Here is a 16,521-nt window from a genome sequence, read left to right on the forward strand (position 1 = left end):
GCTAAGTGGCCCCGCGTTGCTGTTTCTAGGCTTCCCTGACCTTGAGGGGTTCGATCTTGCCCATGATGAACAGGTAGTTGGCGGCCCCGATCAGCGACACTGCACCGATCACGGCCAGCGGGGCGATGAACGATCCCGTCTGGTCGACCAGCACGCCGATCAGGATCGGAGTGAAGATGCCCGCCAGGTTGGACGCGAAGTTCTGCAGGCCCCCGATGGAACCCACGTGCCGGGAGCTTGGGGCCACATCGGCCGGCAGCGACCAGATGCCGGTGGCGGCGACGGTCAGGCTGGAGTAGGCCACGGAAAGCAGCGCGAGGGCCATCCATGCCTCGGGTACGAGGGCGGCGAACATGATGACTGAGCCGCCGGCCAGGCCGTCGGCGATGGCGGTTTTGCGGACCTTGGTCACGGAGGCGCCCACCCGGACCGCGCGATCGGCCAGGTAGCCGCCGAGCCAGCCGCACAGCACCGCGCAGATGCCCGGGATGGCGCCAAAGAAGCCCAGCTTCAGGAGATCGAAGCCACGTTCCTTCACCAGGTAGCTGGGGAAGAACGTGATGAAGAAGTAGATGGCGCTGTTCAGGCAGAAGAAGCCGAACATCATGCTGAGCACCGTGCGGTACTTGAAGAGGGACCGCCACGGCAGCCTGGCTGCGCCGGCATCATCGCTCGCCTCGTCACGGGCGCCGCCATCCCGGATGTAGGCCACCTCCGCGGCATTGGCTCCCCGGTGCTCGCCGGGGCTGCGGTAGTACTTCCACCAGACTGCGGCCCAGATGACGCCGGCGACGCCGATGATGATGAACACCGCGTGCCAGGAGGTGAGGGCAACGATCAGGGTGACGATCGGCAGTGCGATCACGGCGCCGACGCGGGACCCGGAGTCCCAGATGCTCGTGGCGAAGGCACGTTCCCGGACCGGGAACCACGTGGCCACCACCTTGGCGGCGGTGCTGGGGGCCGGGCTCTCACCGACACCCAGGAGGAACCTGGCCGCGAAGAGCGACCAAAAGCTGGATGCGGCCGCTGTCACCATGGTGAAGACCGACCACCAGATGGCCGCCAGGGAGAACGACCGGCGGGGGCCCACCTTGTCCACGTACCAGCCGGCGGCGAGCTGGCAGAAGTCGTAGGCCCAGAAGAAGGCGGCAAAGATGAGCCCCTGCTGGGTGGCGCTGAGCTCAAAGTCCTTGCCCATGAACGGCAGGGCGACGCTGAGGCTCGAGCGGTCGAGGTAGTTGATGCTGAGGCCGATAAAGGCGAGCCAGATGATGACCCAGCGGTTGCGGGTCATCATCTGGCGGGGTGCTGTTGTGGATGACGTGGCGGCGGTCTTGCTTCCGAGCGCAGTCATGCGGGTCTCCTTCGACGTGAACATGGCTTCGGGTGCTGTGGGCACCGGCGGGAGGGAAAGACGCCGAAGAGATCGGCGCCAAAATCATATAGGAATCTGGTTAATCATATAGATCTTGTGACGCGGATCAAGTAGCGGCCGAAAAAAGTTTCCGCGGGGAGCCGGAGTGCGTGGCTTATGATTCCCCCAGCGAGTCCAGCCAGTCCAGAATCACGAGGTAACCGCGTGCCACCACGTCAACCGTCCGATACTTCCCGCGGAAAGGCGGCCGTCAGCGACGTCTATGCGTCCATGCGAGCTGCCATTCTTGAGGGGGACATGGCCCCTGGCGCCCGCATCAACATCGACGCGGTCTCACGCAGCCTCGGTGTTTCCCAGACGCCGGTCCGCGAGGTGCTCCAGCGCCTGGAAGGCGACAATCTGGTGGTCTACAGCCCCGGCCGCGGGTACAGCACCACGCCGCTGCTGGATCTGGCCGAGCTGCGCTCGCTGTTTGAATTCCGGCTCCTCGTGGAACCCTGGGCGGCCCGGGCCGCCGCCGTCGACCGGCTGGCCAATCCGGCGTCCGCCTTGGAGAGGGAGCTCGCCGTCTTCCGGGAAACCATGGGCGTTACGAAGGACCTGCGCCAGGATCTGGTGGCGCACGACACCCGCTTCCACGACACCATCCTGGCCGCCTCGGGGAATCCCGTGGTCCGGCACGCCTTCGCACAGACGCACTGCCATCTCCATACCTTCCGGCTTTATCCCGCGGATGTGGACGGCGCCATCACCGTGGCGGAGCATTCCGCCGTCACGGACGCCATCGAGGCATGTGATCCCGAGGCGGCGGAGGCTGCCATGACCCGGCATATCCGCAACTCTTTCGACAGGTTCGCCCAGGCGTTTGAGGGTGAGCTGGCCCCCTTGGAGGACGTCGGCCCGCCCGGGAAGCGGATCATCAAATAGGGAGGCCGATGCCTCGGTGCCGCCAGTCAAACCCCGGCCGCTGCGCCGGGGTTTTTCGTGCCCGGGCGGAGGGGTGGCTGGAACGCGAGGGCGGAAAGGCCCTTGATTTGGATCACAGTTCCTATATGATTGCTGAAATTCATATAGGAAATCACCAGTCCCGCCTCTGCCAGTCCGAACATCCGAAAGAAGCACCATGCCTTCCATCACCTCCATCAGCACCCAGGACGTCCGGTTCCCCACGTCTCTTGAACTCGACGGCTCCGACGCGGTCAACGTTGACCCGGACTACTCCGCCGCCTATGTGGTCATCCGCACCGACGCGGGCGACGAGGGCCACGGCTTCGTCTTCAGCTGCGGCCGCGGCAACGAGATCCTCACCGCCGCCATCGATGCCTACGCACGCCTCCTCGTGGGCCTGGACATCGACGAACTGATCCATGACCTGGGCGGCGCGTCCCGGCGCCTGGTCCACGACTCCCAGCTGCGCTGGCTGGGGCCGGAGAAGGGTGTGACGCAGATGGCCTGCGGCGCGCTGGTTTCAGCCCTGTGGGACATCCGGGCGCGCCGCGAAAACAAGCCGCTGTGGCTCCTGCTCAGCGATATGAGCCCGGAAGAGCTCGTGAGTGTCGTTGACTTCACGCACATCCGGGACGCCCTCAGCCCCGAGGAGGCGCTGGAGATTCTCCGGGCCGGCCAGGACGGGAAGGCTGCCCGCATTGCCGAACTCACGGCTGGCGGATATCCGGCGTACACCACCTCACCCGGCTGGCTCGGCTACAGCGACGAGAAACTGGTGCGGCTGAGCAAAGAGGCCGCCGCGGACGGATTCTCCATGATCAAGCTGAAGGTAGGCGGCGACATCGGCGATGACCGCCGCCGCATGGCCCTCGCCCGCGAAGCCGTCGGCGACCTGCCGATCGCGATTGATGCCAACCAGCGGTGGGAAGTGTCCGAAGCGGTCGGCTGGGTCAACCAGCTGGCAGAATTCAACCCGTACTGGATCGAAGAGCCCACCAGCACCGACGACATCCTGGGCCACGCCGATATCCGGAGAGGCGTTGCACCGGTCCGGGTGGCCACCGGTGAGGCAGTCGCCAGCCGCATCGTGTTCAAGCAGCTGCTGCAGGCCGGCGCCATCGATGTCCTCCAGCTCGATTCCACCCGCGTGGCCGGCGTCAACGAGAACATCGCCATCCTCCTGCTCGCGGCCAAGTTCGGCGTTCCGGTCTGCCCGCACGCGGGCGGCGTGGGCCTGTGTGAACTGGTCCAGCACTTTTCCTTCGTCGACTATGCCGTCGTCAGCGGCAGCCAGGAGGGCCGCATGATCGAATACGTCGACCACCTCCACGAGCACTTCGCCGAGCCCGTCCGGATCACCAACGGACGGTATGCCGCCCCGGTTCTCCCCGGCACCGGCGCCGAGATGCTGAGCGCTTCCCGCACCCGCTGGGAATTCCCGGCAGGCTCCGGCTGGCAGGAAGTGGGCAGCCGGGCCGCCGTCACCGGAGCAAATCTCGCTCCGGCAGGGGCCGCCCGATGACCGGCGCGGGTACCGACGCCGGGCAGCCCACCGCCGTCGCGGAGCTGGACTCGGCGGTGGAGTCCGCGCAGTCCGCCTTCGAGAAGGCCCGGGCGGCGGATCCGGCTACGCGGGCGGCCTGGCTTGAGGCCGTGGCCACCGGCCTGGAACAGGACGCGCCCGCGCTCGTGGAGATCGCCGCCCGGGAAACCCATCTGGGCATTCCCCGCCTGGATGGTGAGCTCAGGCGCACAGTCTTCCAGCTCCGGCTCTTCGAGGCCGAGATCCTGCAGGGCGAGCACTTCGATGCCACGATCGACCACGCCGATCCCCACTGGGGCATGGGGCCGCGGCCGGACTTGCGGCGCTACAACGTTCCCCTCGGCGTCGTAGGCGTCTTCGGAGCGTCCAATTTTCCTTTCGCGTTCAGCGTGATGGGCGGGGACAGTGCGTCGGCTCTCGCGGCCGGCTGCGCCGTCGTGCACAAGGCGCACGACGGACACCGCGGGCTCGCGGTCCGCACTGCCGAGACGGTGACCTCTGCGCTGGACGCTGCCGGGGCGCCGTCGGGCCTGTTCTCCCTGGTTACCGGACGGCGGGCCGCCGAGGCGCTGGTGGACCACCCGCTGGTCAAGGCCATCGGCTTCACAGGCTCGACGGCGGGTGGCCGGGCGCTGCTGGACCGCACCGCCGCGCGGTCCGAGCCCATCCCGTTCTTTGGCGAACTGGGCGGCATCAACGCCGTCTTTGTCACGCCGAAGGCCTGGGCGGGCCGGAGCGAGGAGATCCTCGCGGGCTACGCCGGATCCTTCACCCTCGGCATGGGCCAGTTCTGCACCAAGCCGGGACTGCTGTTCGTTCCTGCCGCCGGATCCGTCGCAGGGCCCGGGGAGCTGCGCGGCGTCCTCGCCGGAGCGCTGGCAGGGTTCAGCCCGGCGCAGCTGCTGAGCGAACGGCTGCATGGCGGCTACAGTGACGCCGTCCGCCGGCTCAGCGGCACCGCCGGCGTGGATGTGCTGCTCGAGGGAGACTTCGCCGCGGCACCAGCACCCACGGTCCTGCGCACTACGGCCGATGCCGTGCGCAGCGATCCCGGCATCCTGCGGCAGGAGATGTTCGGCCCGGCCAGCCTGGTGGTCGAATACGAGGACGAGGATGAACTTCCCGCTCTGGCCGAACTGCTCGAGGGTCAGCTGACCACCACGCTGCAGGCCGAGGAGGACGACGACGTGGCTGAACTGGCCGCCCGGCTCACCGACATCAGTGGCCGGGTGCTGTGGAACGGCTGGCCCACCGGAGTCACGGTCAGTTACGCGCAGAACCACGGGGGTCCGTACCCGGCGACGACGTCGGCCACCACCTCCGTGGGGACGGCCGCCATCCGGCGCTTCCTGCGGCCGGTGGCATACCAGTCGTTCCCTGCGGCCCGGCTGCCGGAGCCGCTGCGGGACAGCAACCCGTGGAACGTGCCGCAGCGGGTGGACGGCGCCTGGCACCGGCCATCGGGTGCTCAGGAGGGTGCGCTGTGAGCGCCGCCCGGGACGTCCTTCCGGAGGACGCGGACCAGGCGCTGCTGGTTGGCCGGGTCTGGGACCCCGCCACCGGCGGTCCGCGTGTGGTGGCACTGAGCGGAGACTTCGCCGTCGACCTGACCCGCCTGGCCGGCACAGTGTCGGAACTGCTCGAACTGCCTGATCCCGCCGCCGCCGTCCGCGCGGCGCTCCAGGATCCGTCGCTGGCCGAACAGCGGTGGGTTGCCGCCGACGTCGTCGAGGCCTCGCTGGCGGGGGACACCGCCCGCCCGCATCTGCTCGCGCCGGTGGACCTGCAGGTCATCAAGGCCTGCGGCGTGACGTTCGTGGACAGCATGATTGAGCGCGTGATCGAGGAACGGTGTGCCGGCGACGCCGGGCGCGCGGCCGGGATGCGCGAGCTGGTCGGGAAGGCACTCGGCGGAAGCATCACCATGGTCCGCCCCGGGTCCCCGGAGGCGGCCGAGGCCAAGCGGATCCTGATCGCCGAGGGTCTCTGGTCGCAGTACCTCGAGGTGGGCATCGGGCCGGACCCGGAGGTGTTCACCAAGGCCCCGGTGCTGTCCTCGGTGGGCCTGGGCGCGGGGATCGGCATCCCGCAGTTCTCCTCCTGGAACAACCCGGAACCGGAACTGGTGCTGATCGCCACATCCCGCGGCGAGGTGGTGGGAGCCACGCTGGGCAATGACGTCAATCTGCGTGACGTCGAGGGCCGCAGCGCCCTGCTGCTGGGCAAGGCCAAGGACAACAACGCGTCCAGCGCCCTGGGGCCGCTGATCCGGCTGTTCGACGGCGGCTTCACCCTCGACACCCTCCGCGAGGAGGAGATCCTGCTGCGCGTCGAAGGCCTGGACGGCTACCGGCTCGAGGGGCGGAACACGTTGGCGCGGATCAGCAGGCCGTTCGAGGAGCTCGTGGCGGCCACCCGCGGCAGGCACCACCAGTACCCGGACGGCTTTGCCCTGTTCACCGGCACGCTGTTCGCGCCGACCCAGGACCGCGACGAGCCCGGACAGGGCTTCACGCACAAGCACGGCGATGTTGTGACCATCCGGAGCCGCCACCTCGGCGCCCTCATCAACCGGGTGGGCGCGGCCGAGGAGCTGCCGGAGTGGACCTTCGGCCTGCGGCAGCTGTTTGGCTACCTCGCGCAACAGCGTCAGCCCGAGGGTGCAGCCACCGGAGGCGGTCAGATGCAGGAGTAGTCGTTGTCGTAGCCGCCGGAGACGTACTGCGTGAGTGAGACCTTGCCGCCTCCGGTCAGTGCGGCACTGGAGCAGTTGCGGCTGGCCGCGGTCAGGGTTCTGGCCCCGGCCAGCCAGCTGGGGAGCGTGTACAGCGGGCTGGTTGCCGGAACAGTGCCGGCGATCTGGGCCCACTGGGTGGCGGTGGAGTAGATGCCTGCCTTCGCGTTGATGCTGCCGAAGAAGGCGACCATTCCCTCCAGGTCAGCCCGGTTGGCCGTCTTGTCGGCGGACCAGGAGTTGCCGGTTTCCACATCCAGCCACCACGTATAACCTGACGGGTTGCTGATGCCGCGGATGTACGCGTCGTCGTAGGCCTTGGCCCAGCCGTACATGTAGGAGCAGGCCGGGCCGACCTCGTTCGCTTTGCACTGGCCGTACGGGTTGAAGACCGCCGTTCCGGCATGGGTGTTGCTGGTGGGCCACCAGCTGCCGGCCAATCCGGGGTTTGCGGTGTTGACGTACAGCGCCACCCTGGGCTGTCCCGTGGTGCCCGACGAGGACCCGGCCCACGTCAGCTGGATTGCGAGGCAAGGGTTCGTGGTGTTTGCGAGGCCGTTGTTGACCCCCACGATGCCGAAGGCCTGCCCCTTCGGCAGGGCCTTGCCGCACTGGGGCCAGGAAACATCGTTGCCGACTCCCGCCGCGGCTGCCTGGGCCGGGACGGCCGGAAGCAGCAGCAGGACGGTGGCGGCCAGCACGGGGAGCCAACGGAAACGGGACAGAACGGATCGAGTAGTGGACATCATCGGCCTTCCTCTGGCGGCAACACAACGAAGCACCAGCATCGGTGCCGAAGGAGGCCGGGTCAAGAGGCAGATGTGAAGAGGCCCCGCATCCGGGCCTGCGGTCAGCGGCCGCCCTTCCGGGTGTAGTCGGCGGCGTCGTAGTGTATCCGCAGTGCCGTGATCCTGCCGTCGCTGATGCTGAAGAATTCGGCGAAGCGCACTGTCCCGCCGGGCATGCCGGCATCGTAAAGCGTTGCCGATCCGTCCGGTCCGTGGACTTCCTGGATGACATCGATCGCCGTGACATTGGCGATGAAGCCCTTGACGCCCTGGCAGAAGCCTTGGGCCCCTCTGCGCTTGCCGGCCAGCGGACCTTCAAACTCCAGGTCGTCCGCGAGGAGCGTTCCAAGCTCGCCGGCCGGATCGTAGGCGTCGATTCCTGCGCTCAGGATTCGGTAGTAGCGCTGCAGGACTTCGGGCGCTGCGTCGCTGAGAGTGGTCATCTGCCGGCCCCCTGCCAGCTGACGGGCAGCTCCTTGACTCCGTAAACGATGGTGCTGTCCATCCGTTCGAGGTGGGCTCCCGGAGTGAGGATCAGTTCCGGGAGCCGGTCCAGAATGCCCTGCAGCGCAATCCTGGCTTCGAGCCTGGCCAGCGGGGCCCCCAGGCAGAAGTGGATGCCGTGGCCGAAGGCGAGGTGCCTGTTTGGTGCCCGGCCGGCGTCGAACTGTTCGGGGCGCTCGAATTGGCGCCCGTCGCGGTTGGCCGAGCCAATCCAGGCCACCAGCGGCGCACCGGCCGGAATCCGGGTGTCGCCCACCGTGGTGTCAGCCGCAGCCACCCGGTACATCGACTGGACCGGAGAGCGGTAGCGCAGCACTTCTTCGATGGCTTGGGGGAGCAGGGGCGCTTCGGCGCGAAGCCGCTCCATTGCTCCCGGCGCTTCCGTGAAACAGAGGACGGCGTTGCCGATCAGGTTGGTGGTTGTCTCATTTCCGGCCACCAGCAGCAGGCTGCAGAAGCCCAGCAGCTCGGGCACGCTGAGTTTCTGCCCTTCGATCTCGGCCAGCAGCAGGTTGCTGATCAGGTCATTTCCGGGCTGGCGTCTGCGGTGTTCAATGAGGGCCAGGAAGTATTCGGTCATTTCCCGGTTGGTGGTGCTGTGGTCGGCGGTCTGGGCTCCGGTCTGCGTCTGGCTGACGATGACATCTGACCAGGTCTTGAAGCGGTCGCGGTCCTCGGCGGGGATGCCCATGAGCTCCGCGATCACGATGACAGGCAGCGGGTAGGCCAGCTCCTCGATGAGATCGGCCGATCCTTTCGGGGCAATTCCATCCAGCAGCTCCTCCGTCAGTGCCGAGATGCGCGGAGCAAGCGCCTCGACTGCCCTGGGCGTGAACGCCTGGGTCACCAGGGAACGCAGCTGCCGGTGCCTGGGCGGATCGGCGGTGATCAGGCTCGCCGCGAAGAGCTGGCCTGTTTCGGACGGATCGTCCCCTCCCATCCTTGACGAGAAGGTGCCGTGTTCGGACAGAACCCGCTGGACGTCGTCGTACCGGAACACATGCCAGGTTCCGGACTGCTCGTCATGGAAGACGGGGGCGGATTCCCGCATCCTCTCGTAGTGCGGGAAGGGGTTCAGTGGTGACTCATCATCGCGTCGCAAGTCCATGGCTGGCCTCCCTGGGACACTGGCCCGTAGGAGCCGAGTCTATTCCGCGAAGGTGGCCGCCGTCAGTAGCGCGGGCGGGACATAAACCAACGGGACTCAGCCAAACATCCAGGCAGCCCCGAGCAGCAGCGGGACGGCCAGGGCAGAGGTAATCACCGCGGTCGACTGCGCAAGGTTCTGGCCCACGCCGTACCGGACCGCGTAGAGGACCACATTCTGGCCGGTGGGTAGGATCGCGCAGGCCGTCACCACGAAGGTGCTGAACGTATCGAGGTGGAACACAAACACGGCCAGCAGCCATGCGAGCAGCGGCTGGACCCCCGACTTGAGGATCACCGCGAACAGCGTGGGGACGCGGTCCACCGTGCCCTGACGCGGTGACAGGCCGTGGAGGGACATGCCGAAGATGATCAGCATCAGGGGAACGGTCAGCTGGGCAACCAGCTTCAGCGGATCCAGCACCAGTGCAGGAAGTTCAAGCCCGGCCGCGCTGACGATGACGCCGAGAATGGCCGCCACCGTGACGGGGTTGCGCAGGGGAGTGGTCAGGATGCTCCCCACAGACGCCCTTTTCCCCTCGGGATCGGTCAGGTCCAGGATGGTCAGCGCCACCGGGGTCACGAGCGCCAGCTGGAACAGCATGATGGGGGTTACGAACGTGGCACTGCCCAGTATGTACAGGGACAGCGGAACGCCCAGGTTCGTGGAATTGACGATTCCCGTGGCCAGCGCGCCGACCGTGGTGCGCCGGACGCCCCACCTGCCGACCGTCCCGCTGAGCGCGAACAGCGCCATGCAGCAAAGTGCCGTGACGACCGAGATGAGGCCTGTGGGGCTGAGGACTTCGGAGATGTGCCGGGAAGCGATCGTGGAGAACATCAGGCTCGGCAGCCCCACCATGAACGTCAGGGTGGACAGCACCTTGGTTCCGTGGGGGCCGAGCGCGTTCGTCCTGGCCAAAATGTAGCCGACAAGCAGGACCATGCCCACCACAAAGAATCCCTTTAAGACTCCATCCAAGCCGCTGTCCTCAATCGTTTTCTAGCCATTACGACGCCGGCCGGTCGGCGCTTATCTAAGACTACAGTTTTATTTAGTGCCGGATCGCGTTCGAAGGGACCCGGCCGTCCGGGGTGGCGGGTCAGTCCTTGGTGCCGCGCAGTCCCTGAAGGGCATTCCAGTAGAGGCGGCTGCACCGCTGCACGAGCTGCCCGTCCGGCATGCTTTCCACCGCCCGGAAATCCATGATTTCCCTGGAGTTGAACATGGCGTTGAACAGGGAGAGCGCGTAGGGAAGCTGGCTCCCGTCAATGTTGGCTTCCTCGAGCAGTTGCCGCACGGGCGGCCCCCATACCCGTTCAAGGGCGCGGGCGTGAGGTTCGCCCGCCCGCAGCCTCGTCAGGAACCCTTCGCGGGAGCGGACCAGAACCATGGCGGGGCCGTACTCGGCCACCACCTTAAGCCATTGCGCCATGGTGTCTTTGAAGCGGTCCATTCCATTGCTTTGCAGGCCCCTCGTTGACTCGTAAAGCCCGTCGATGACGCTCAGCATGAACTTGCGGTGAAGCTCATCGAGCGTAGGAAAGTACCGGTAGGCAGTCGCCAGCGAGAGCCCCGCACGTTCAGCCACGGCGGGCATGGTTGCCGAATCCGGGTCCTCGCGGAGCAGTTCGCCGACAGCCACAACGAGCTCCTGCTGGTTGCGGATTGAATCCTGCCGGAGGCGACGCTGCCGTGGCGCCGCTGCTGGCTTCATGCGCGTTGCCCCTCTGCCGGTTGGTGAACGGTGCGCTCCTAGGCCTGACCGCTGCCGGCGGCAGTGGCCAGCGATGCCAGGCCCTTCTCGAAGTCGCCGCCCACCATCTTGTCCATGTTCATGAACAGTGCAAAAACCTTGCCAATGCCCTTGTGCTCGCCTGTCATGGCCCAGGTGACGCGGGTGCCGCCGCCCTCCGGAACGAACGTAAAGATGGTGGGGTTCACTCCCGGGAACGGCTTGGTGAACTCCAGCCGGATCCGAATGACATCAGGTTCCTGCGACTCGACGATTTCCATGTTGCCGGCACCTGCCTTGCGGTTGCCGCTCCAGGCGTACTTGGCGCCGACGCCCGATTCCGCGCCGGAGTAGGTCCGCTTCATGTCCGGGTCCACGGCCTCCCACGGCGACCACTTGGGCCACTCGCGGAAGCTGTTGACCAGCGGAAACACGGCCGTGGCAGGGGCGGGGATGACTGTGCTGCGCGAGACTGAGTACGTTGACATGGCCCCATCCTAAGGCCGCGCCCCCAAACCGGCCCGCTGCAACCCGGGAGATGCAGCGGGCCGGTTTTTGCGGCCGCCGCTAGCTGTTGGCGGCGGCGTCGCCGGAGCCCTGCGGGCCGCCGCGCCCGCCGGGACCGCCGAAGCCCTCCTCGGTGCCGGTGACTGCGAAGTTTGCATCCAACAGGACGGTGGCACGGGTGCCGTCCGCCTTGGTGATGTGGGCTTCGTAGGTGGCGCCGTCGGCGTCCGTTTCCATCCGCTCGATGGTGGCGCCGGGCTGGGCGGCCTTGACGGCGGCCTCGACCTTGGCAGCGGTGTCGCCCGTCAGGATTTCCTCGGTCTTCCCGTTCGCCTGGTGCTGGCCGCGGGGGCCGCCGCTGCCACCGGCATCTCCGTAGCCAGCGCCTCCGTAGCCGCCCTGCGCGTTCGCCGACGTCGAGGACGCGGTGCTGCTGTCCGCCATGGCGGGGAGGGCCGCGGCCCCGATCGCCCCGCCCCCGACGGCGGCAGCAAGGACTATCCCCGCCGTCATCTTGTTGATTTTGGCCATTCTGAATCTCCTATTCTCCGGACCCGGCCGATGACCGGGCCGGCCGCTGGTGCGGCCTGGGAAAATAGTCCGATTCCGGTGTGTGATGCGGCTTCACCGCCGCTGTGCTGGGCCTGTGAACGTCGCGGTGTCTGTGAACGACGCGGTGCCTATGAACCCCGTTGTACCTGTAATCGGCGCAGGCCGAAGGCCTGCCGGGACGCCCGCGGCGGTTTCCGCGCAGTCCAGCGCCTGGCCGAGACGCTCGACGGCGTGTGGATATCCGGGATCAGCGAGGGTCTTCAGCGTCTCGGCCTCCCGGAGGGCTTTCACAAAAGCAGCGGTTTCGGGCCGCCGGACGTCCGCCAGGTCCGGGTAGCTGATGGCCAGTGCGGGGTCGAGTTCATAGCGCGCCCAGCGGCCGAGGATCTCATCATGCACGCCGGCGGCCACCCGGCACCGCGGGCCGTCCACCCGCCGGCGCCGCCGGGAGTCGTACCAGGAAAGCACCGCAGGGCTGCTGCGGTAGGCGGCAACGCCGCTCACCCCCGCCACGGCGGCCAGCGCCAGCCCGGCAAGTGGCGAAGCCACCGCGGGAATAAGCAGGGCCGGGGCGATCACCACCGCGCCGCCGAAAAGGTCCCAGAACAGCAGGTCCGGACTGTCGCCGTCGGACGTCCTTAAATGGTGGCGCACCACGAAAACCGTGCAGGCGACGGCGGCCACCAGCACTGCGCTCCAGAGGACCAGTTGCAGCAGCCCCAAGGGGGCGGCTTCGGAAACTGCGGGCACCACTGCACCTCCCAAGGACGGGCGCTGCCCGGCAATTCGGGCCGCAGTTAAATTGCATCGCCTGCGGAGGCGCCGGTCAATGGGCAGCGCCCGGTCAACGGGTGCAGCCAGGTCCCATGCGGCGAAGCCCGGGCGGCCCGGCGGTTTGCAGCTGCGGCCGTGCGGCGTAGCGTAGGCGCCATGCGACTCAAAATGTGCAGCATCCATGTCCAGGACCCTGCCGCGGCGCACTCCTTCTACACGGAGACCCTCGGCTTCGAGACTCTCATGGCCATGCCCGAGCACAACCTCTTCATCGTCAAGGACCCGGGAGCGGCCGGCACCGTGGGCCTGCTGCTGGAGCCCAGCGACAACCCCATCGCCTCCGCCTACAGCAAGGGCCTGTACGACGCCGGGATCCCCGCCATCGTCTTCGGCGCACCGGACGTCAGGGCCGAGTATGAGCGACTGGCCGCCGCCGGCGTCCAGTTCCGTGGCGAGCCCGCGGAGGATCCCTCCGGGATCTCCGCAGTGTTCGATGACGGCTGCGGCAACTACATCCAGCTGCACCAGGACTAGCACTGCATGGACGCCGCCGACGCCCTCAACGAGATTGCCTTCTGGCTCGAGCGCTCCGCCGCGCCGACGTTCAAGGTCCAGGCATTCCGGAAGGCGGCCGGCGTCATCAGCGGACTGACACCGGACGAGGTGGCGGAACGGGCCCGGGACGGCAGGCTCAAGCGGACAAAGGGGATCGGGGACACCACCTTCACCGTGATCCGGCAGGCTGTGGACGGCGACGTGCCCGACTACCTGGAAAAGCTGCGGCAGGGCGGCGCCAAACCCCTCGCCGCCGGGGGAGACGGGCTGCGCCCGCTGCTTCGCGGCGACCTGCACAGCCACAGCGACTGGTCCGACGGCGGTTCGCCACCGGAGCTGATGGCCGACGCCGCCCGGCACCTGGGCCGGGAATACCTTGCCCTGACGGACCACTCACCGAACCTCAAGATTGCCAACGGGCTGACTGCGGAGCGGCTCAGCGAGCAGCTGGACGTGGTGGCAGGGCTGAACGGCGGCGCCGACGGCGGCTTCCGGCTGCTGTCCGGCATCGAGGTGGACATCCTGGAAAACGGCGAGCTGGACCAGACGCCGGAGATGCTGGACCGGCTGGACGTGGTGGTGGCCAGCGTGCACTCCAAGCTCCGCTCGGACCGGAGCACCATGACGGAGCGGATGCTCGGCGGCATCTCCGATCCCCACACCAACGTGCTGGGCCACTGCACCGGCCGCCTGCTGCAGGGGTCCCGCGGGACCAGGCCCGAGTCCGAATTCGATGCCGGGCGGGTCTTTGCGGCCTGCGCGGAAGCCAATGTCGCCGTCGAAATCAACTCCCGGCCGGAACGGCAGGATCCGCCGGACAACCTGATTCAGCTGGCACTCGGGGCCGGCTGCCTGTTCAGCATCGACAGCGACGCCCACGCCCCGGGCCAGCTCGACTTCCTGCAGTACGGCGCCGAGCGGGCCGAACGCAACGGTGTCCCGGCCGAACGGATCATCACCACGTGGCCGCTGGACCGGCTCCTGGAGTGGCTGAACAGCAGGAACTAGCGGCGGAGCGCCCCGGCTAATAATTTAGTAAGCATCATGACTATCCATGAACGGAGTGGTACACCTTAATTGTTCCGTCGAGGAACCCCGGCGGACCCGTCTCTCCTTGCGAGGTGCACCATGACCGCTATGAATCCGGCGAACCATCTGGACGAGCTGGGCCACCGGACCCTGAGAAAAGTGCGCGGCCGCCTCATGCCGCTCATCGTGTTGCTCTACTTCGTGGCGTACCTGGACCGCAACAACGTCGGTTTCGCCAAGCTGACCATGAGTGCGGACATCGGCCTCAGTGCAGCGGCCTACGGCCTCGGCGCGGGCATGTTCTTCATCGGCTACGCGCTGCTGGAGATCCCCAGCAATGCCGGCATGTACCGGTTCGGCGCACGGAAGTGGATCGCCCGCATCCTGATCTCCTGGGGCATCTTCGCCACGGCCATGGCACTGGTGAACGGGGAGACCACCTTCTACGTGATCCGCTTCCTGCTCGGCGCGGCCGAGGCCGGTTTCTTCCCCGCCATCCTCTTCTACCTGACCCTGTGGTTCCCCGCCCCGCAGCGTGTGCTGGTGCTGGGCATCTTCATCCTCGCCCAGCCGGTCTCCAACGCCCTCGGCGCCCCGGTGTCAGGCCTTCTGCTCCAGATGGAAGGCGTCGCCGGCCTGCACGGGTGGCAGTGGCTGTACATCATCGAAGGCATCCCGGCCATACTCCTCGGGCTGCTCACTCCGCTCCTCATGACGGACAAGCCAAGCCACGCGCACTGGCTGGCCGCGGACGAACGGGAATGGCTCACCCGGACCATGGACGAGGAACTCGCGCACAAGCAAAAGGGCCAGCCGCACCACTTCCTCGCCGGCCTGAAGGATCCCCGCACCATCGCCTACTCGGCCCTGTACTTCGGGCTGGTCTGCGGAATCTATGGCCTGGGCCTGTGGATGCCCACCATCGTGGCCGCACTGGGCAAGTTCAGCACCACCCAGGTGGGCTTCATCGTCGCCATCCCGTACACCATCGCCGCTGTGTTCGTTTATTACTGGGGCCGGCGTTCGGACCGTACCGGCAACCGCGTGCTGCATGCCAGCATCAGCATGGTGATGGCCGCCGTCGGCCTGGTGGCTGCCGGCAGCCTGGTGCAGGTCAACGCCATCCTGGCCCTGATCGCCCTGACCCTGGCGGCGATGGGCATCTACTCCGCCATCGCCCCGTTCCTGGCGATGCCGTCCACCGCGCTGGTGGGAGCCGCAGCAGCGGCCGGCCTGGCCATGGTGAATTCGCTCGGCAACCTGGGCGGCTTCGTGGCGCCGTACATCGTCGGTGTGCTCAACGATGCCACCGGCGACAACCGTTCCGGCCTGGTCTTCCTGGCCGCCTGCCTTGCTGTTACCGCCGTCGCCACCTTCCTGTACGCCCGCCGGCGCCCGGAAGGCCACGTCAAGCCGGGCACGCATGCGGCCGTGGGTGAAGAAGCCGTGGCGGCCGACGAGTTCGGCGACAGCAAGTACTAGTCCGACGACACCAATCACTAGAGGGGATCACCGAGATGACGCACCACGACACGTTCCCGGCTGAACGCACCGCGGTGCTGACCGGGGCCGCTTCCGCACGGGGCATTGGGCGGGCGACGGCGGAAATGCTCGCCAGCGGGGGCTGGTCCGTGGCCATCCTCGATATCGACGGCGATGCGGCACGGCGCGCGGCGGAGGACATCTCCTCCGTGTACGGCGTCCTGGCCAGGGGTGTGGGCGCCGACGTCTCCGACCAGGCCAGAGTGAACGCCGCCATCGACGAGGTGGAGGCCAACATGCCGCCCATCGTGGCGCTCGCGAACCTGGCCGGCATCAGTTCGCCCACGGAGTTCATGGACGAGACGCTCGAGGCCTGGGAGCGGGTGTTCCGGATCAACATGACCGGAACGTTCCTGGTCACCCAGCGCGTGCTCCGCGGCATGATCGAGCGCAGGCTCGGCCGGGTGGTCAGCGTCTCGTCCATCTCCGCGCAGCGCGGCGGCGGCACCTACTCCAAGGTGGCGTACAGTTCGTCGAAGGCAGCCATCATCGGCTTCACCCGGGCGCTCGCGCGGGAGATGGGGCAGCACAACATCACCGTCAACTGCATCGCCCCGGGCCCCGTGGACACCGATATCATGGGCGGCACCCTGACCGACGAACGCAAGGCGGACATGTCCCGGGACATCCTCGTGGGCCGGGTGGGCACTGTCCGCGACATCGCCGCCCTCATGGCGTTCCTGATGGGGGAGGACGCCGGCTACATCACCGCCGCGACCTACGACATCAACGGCGGCCTGCAGATCTCCTGACGGGCTGCCCCTGCCGGGTTGTCCAGACGTGTT

The 16,521-nt window shown here is 67.4% G+C and carries 17 protein-coding genes; 8 read left to right on the top strand and 9 right to left on the bottom strand.

Going from position 1 to position 16,521, the window contains the following annotated elements; genetic code table 11:
- Positions 1 to 25: 25 nt before the first annotated feature.
- Positions 26 to 1,357, bottom strand: coding sequence for an MFS transporter (locus ACFRAU_RS16465; RefSeq protein ID WP_378000727.1), 1,332 nt, complete (start codon positions 1,355 to 1,357; stop codon positions 26 to 28).
- Between the two features lie 225 nt (positions 1,358 to 1,582).
- On the opposite strand from ACFRAU_RS16465, the gene ACFRAU_RS16470 reads away from it, so the two are divergent.
- The 4 genes from ACFRAU_RS16470 to ACFRAU_RS16485 all read left to right on the top strand — a co-directional run bounded on the left by ACFRAU_RS16470 (position 1,583) and on the right by ACFRAU_RS16485 (position 6,564).
- On the top strand, positions 1,583 to 2,305 hold the full coding sequence (locus ACFRAU_RS16470) for a GntR family transcriptional regulator (RefSeq protein WP_377995977.1): 723 nt from the start codon (positions 1,583 to 1,585) through the stop codon (positions 2,303 to 2,305).
- Positions 2,306 to 2,501: 196 nt separating this feature from the next.
- Positions 2,502 to 3,848 (top strand): L-fuconate dehydratase, encoded by a 1,347-nt coding sequence (locus ACFRAU_RS16475; RefSeq protein ID WP_378000728.1) that lies wholly within the window; start codon positions 2,502 to 2,504, stop codon positions 3,846 to 3,848.
- A complete protein-coding gene (locus ACFRAU_RS16480; RefSeq protein ID WP_378000729.1) occupies positions 3,845 to 5,356 on the top strand; it encodes an aldehyde dehydrogenase (NADP(+)) in 1,512 nt (503 codons plus the stop codon). Before ACFRAU_RS16475 ends, ACFRAU_RS16480 begins: the two co-directional genes overlap by 4 nt.
- The gene (locus tag ACFRAU_RS16485) at positions 5,353 to 6,564 is read left to right on the top strand and encodes a fumarylacetoacetate hydrolase family protein (RefSeq protein WP_378000730.1); all 1,212 of its coding nucleotides are present in this window, start codon (positions 5,353 to 5,355) and stop codon (positions 6,562 to 6,564) included. The genes ACFRAU_RS16480 and ACFRAU_RS16485 overlap by 4 nt, the downstream gene beginning before the upstream one ends.
- On the opposite strand, the gene ACFRAU_RS16490 is transcribed toward ACFRAU_RS16485, so the two are convergent.
- The 8 genes from ACFRAU_RS16490 to ACFRAU_RS16525 all read right to left on the bottom strand — a co-directional run bounded on the left by ACFRAU_RS16490 (position 6,549) and on the right by ACFRAU_RS16525 (position 12,586).
- Positions 6,549 to 7,352 carry a hypothetical protein gene (locus ACFRAU_RS16490; RefSeq protein WP_378000731.1) on the bottom strand — a complete coding sequence of 268 codons (804 nt, stop codon included), beginning with the start codon at positions 7,350 to 7,352 and terminating at the stop codon, positions 6,549 to 6,551. The genes ACFRAU_RS16485 and ACFRAU_RS16490 overlap by 16 nt on opposite strands.
- Before the next feature lie 101 nt (positions 7,353 to 7,453).
- A complete protein-coding gene (locus ACFRAU_RS16495; protein ID WP_378000732.1) occupies positions 7,454 to 7,834 on the bottom strand; it encodes a nuclear transport factor 2 family protein in 381 nt (126 codons plus the stop codon).
- Positions 7,831 to 9,003 carry a cytochrome P450 gene (locus tag ACFRAU_RS16500; protein WP_378000733.1) on the bottom strand — a complete coding sequence of 391 codons (1,173 nt, stop codon included), beginning with the start codon at positions 9,001 to 9,003 and terminating at the stop codon, positions 7,831 to 7,833. Before ACFRAU_RS16500 ends, ACFRAU_RS16495 begins: the two co-directional genes overlap by 4 nt.
- A 96-nt stretch (positions 9,004 to 9,099) precedes the next feature.
- Complete coding sequence (locus tag ACFRAU_RS16505) at positions 9,100 to 10,023, bottom strand: AEC family transporter (protein WP_377995984.1); 924 nt, start codon at positions 10,021 to 10,023, stop codon at positions 9,100 to 9,102.
- 121 nt (positions 10,024 to 10,144) lie between these two features.
- Complete coding sequence (locus tag ACFRAU_RS16510) at positions 10,145 to 10,759, bottom strand: TetR/AcrR family transcriptional regulator (protein ID WP_377995985.1); 615 nt, start codon at positions 10,757 to 10,759, stop codon at positions 10,145 to 10,147.
- 38 nt (positions 10,760 to 10,797) lie between these two features.
- Positions 10,798 to 11,265, bottom strand: a complete 468-nt coding sequence (locus ACFRAU_RS16515) for an SRPBCC family protein (RefSeq protein WP_377995986.1) — start codon at positions 11,263 to 11,265, stop codon at positions 10,798 to 10,800.
- 79 nt (positions 11,266 to 11,344) lie between these two features.
- Positions 11,345 to 11,815, bottom strand: coding sequence for a hypothetical protein (locus tag ACFRAU_RS16520; RefSeq protein WP_378000734.1), 471 nt, complete (start codon positions 11,813 to 11,815; stop codon positions 11,345 to 11,347).
- 93 nt (positions 11,816 to 11,908) lie between these two features.
- Positions 11,909 to 12,586, bottom strand: a complete 678-nt coding sequence (locus ACFRAU_RS16525; RefSeq protein ID WP_378000735.1) for a hypothetical protein — start codon at positions 12,584 to 12,586, stop codon at positions 11,909 to 11,911.
- Positions 12,587 to 12,766: 180 nt separating this feature from the next.
- Here ACFRAU_RS16525 and ACFRAU_RS16530 point away from each other — a divergent pair, with 180 nt between their 5' ends.
- From ACFRAU_RS16530 to ACFRAU_RS16545, 4 genes are all read left to right on the top strand, one after another.
- Positions 12,767 to 13,144, top strand: a complete 378-nt coding sequence (locus ACFRAU_RS16530; RefSeq protein ID WP_378000736.1) for a VOC family protein — start codon at positions 12,767 to 12,769, stop codon at positions 13,142 to 13,144.
- A 6-nt stretch (positions 13,145 to 13,150) separates the two neighbouring features.
- Positions 13,151 to 14,173 carry a PHP domain-containing protein gene (locus ACFRAU_RS16535; protein ID WP_378000737.1) on the top strand — a complete coding sequence of 341 codons (1,023 nt, stop codon included), beginning with the start codon at positions 13,151 to 13,153 and terminating at the stop codon, positions 14,171 to 14,173.
- 120 nt (positions 14,174 to 14,293) lie between these two features.
- On the top strand, positions 14,294 to 15,676 hold the full coding sequence (locus tag ACFRAU_RS16540) for an MFS transporter (RefSeq protein ID WP_378000738.1): 1,383 nt from the start codon (positions 14,294 to 14,296) through the stop codon (positions 15,674 to 15,676).
- A gap of 35 nt (positions 15,677 to 15,711) precedes the next feature.
- Positions 15,712 to 16,488 (top strand): SDR family NAD(P)-dependent oxidoreductase, encoded by a 777-nt coding sequence (locus tag ACFRAU_RS16545; RefSeq protein ID WP_378000739.1) that lies wholly within the window; start codon positions 15,712 to 15,714, stop codon positions 16,486 to 16,488.
- Positions 16,489 to 16,521 lie beyond the last annotated feature (33 nt).

Source organism: Arthrobacter sp. NPDC056691, assembly GCF_042791415.1.
Lineage (GTDB): Bacteria > Actinomycetota > Actinomycetes > Actinomycetales > Micrococcaceae > Arthrobacter.

What these genes read in the sequence shown, in the direction of transcription:
- ACFRAU_RS16465 (WP_378000727.1), bottom strand. Translation starts at nt 1,357, where the DNA reads ATGACTGCGCTCGGAAGCAAGACCGCCGCCACGTCATCCACAACAGCA.
- ACFRAU_RS16475 (WP_378000728.1), top strand. Translation starts at nt 2,502, where the DNA reads ATGCCTTCCATCACCTCCATCAGCACCCAGGACGTCCGGTTCCCCACG.
- ACFRAU_RS16480 (WP_378000729.1), top strand. Translation starts at nt 3,845, where the DNA reads ATGACCGGCGCGGGTACCGACGCCGGGCAGCCCACCGCCGTCGCGGAG.
- ACFRAU_RS16490 (WP_378000731.1), bottom strand. Translation starts at nt 7,352, where the DNA reads ATGATGTCCACTACTCGATCCGTTCTGTCCCGTTTCCGTTGGCTCCCC.
- ACFRAU_RS16495 (WP_378000732.1), bottom strand. Translation starts at nt 7,834, where the DNA reads ATGACCACTCTCAGCGACGCAGCGCCCGAAGTCCTGCAGCGCTACTAC.
- ACFRAU_RS16500 (WP_378000733.1), bottom strand. Translation starts at nt 9,003, where the DNA reads ATGGACTTGCGACGCGATGATGAGTCACCACTGAACCCCTTCCCGCAC.
- ACFRAU_RS16510 (WP_377995985.1), bottom strand. Translation starts at nt 10,759, where the DNA reads ATGAAGCCAGCAGCGGCGCCACGGCAGCGTCGCCTCCGGCAGGATTCA.
- ACFRAU_RS16515 (WP_377995986.1), bottom strand. Translation starts at nt 11,265, where the DNA reads ATGTCAACGTACTCAGTCTCGCGCAGCACAGTCATCCCCGCCCCTGCC.
- ACFRAU_RS16520 (WP_378000734.1), bottom strand. Translation starts at nt 11,815, where the DNA reads ATGGCCAAAATCAACAAGATGACGGCGGGGATAGTCCTTGCTGCCGCC.
- ACFRAU_RS16530 (WP_378000736.1), top strand. Translation starts at nt 12,767, where the DNA reads ATGCGACTCAAAATGTGCAGCATCCATGTCCAGGACCCTGCCGCGGCG.
- ACFRAU_RS16535 (WP_378000737.1), top strand. Translation starts at nt 13,151, where the DNA reads ATGGACGCCGCCGACGCCCTCAACGAGATTGCCTTCTGGCTCGAGCGC.
- ACFRAU_RS16540 (WP_378000738.1), top strand. Translation starts at nt 14,294, where the DNA reads ATGACCGCTATGAATCCGGCGAACCATCTGGACGAGCTGGGCCACCGG.
- ACFRAU_RS16545 (WP_378000739.1), top strand. Translation starts at nt 15,712, where the DNA reads ATGACGCACCACGACACGTTCCCGGCTGAACGCACCGCGGTGCTGACC.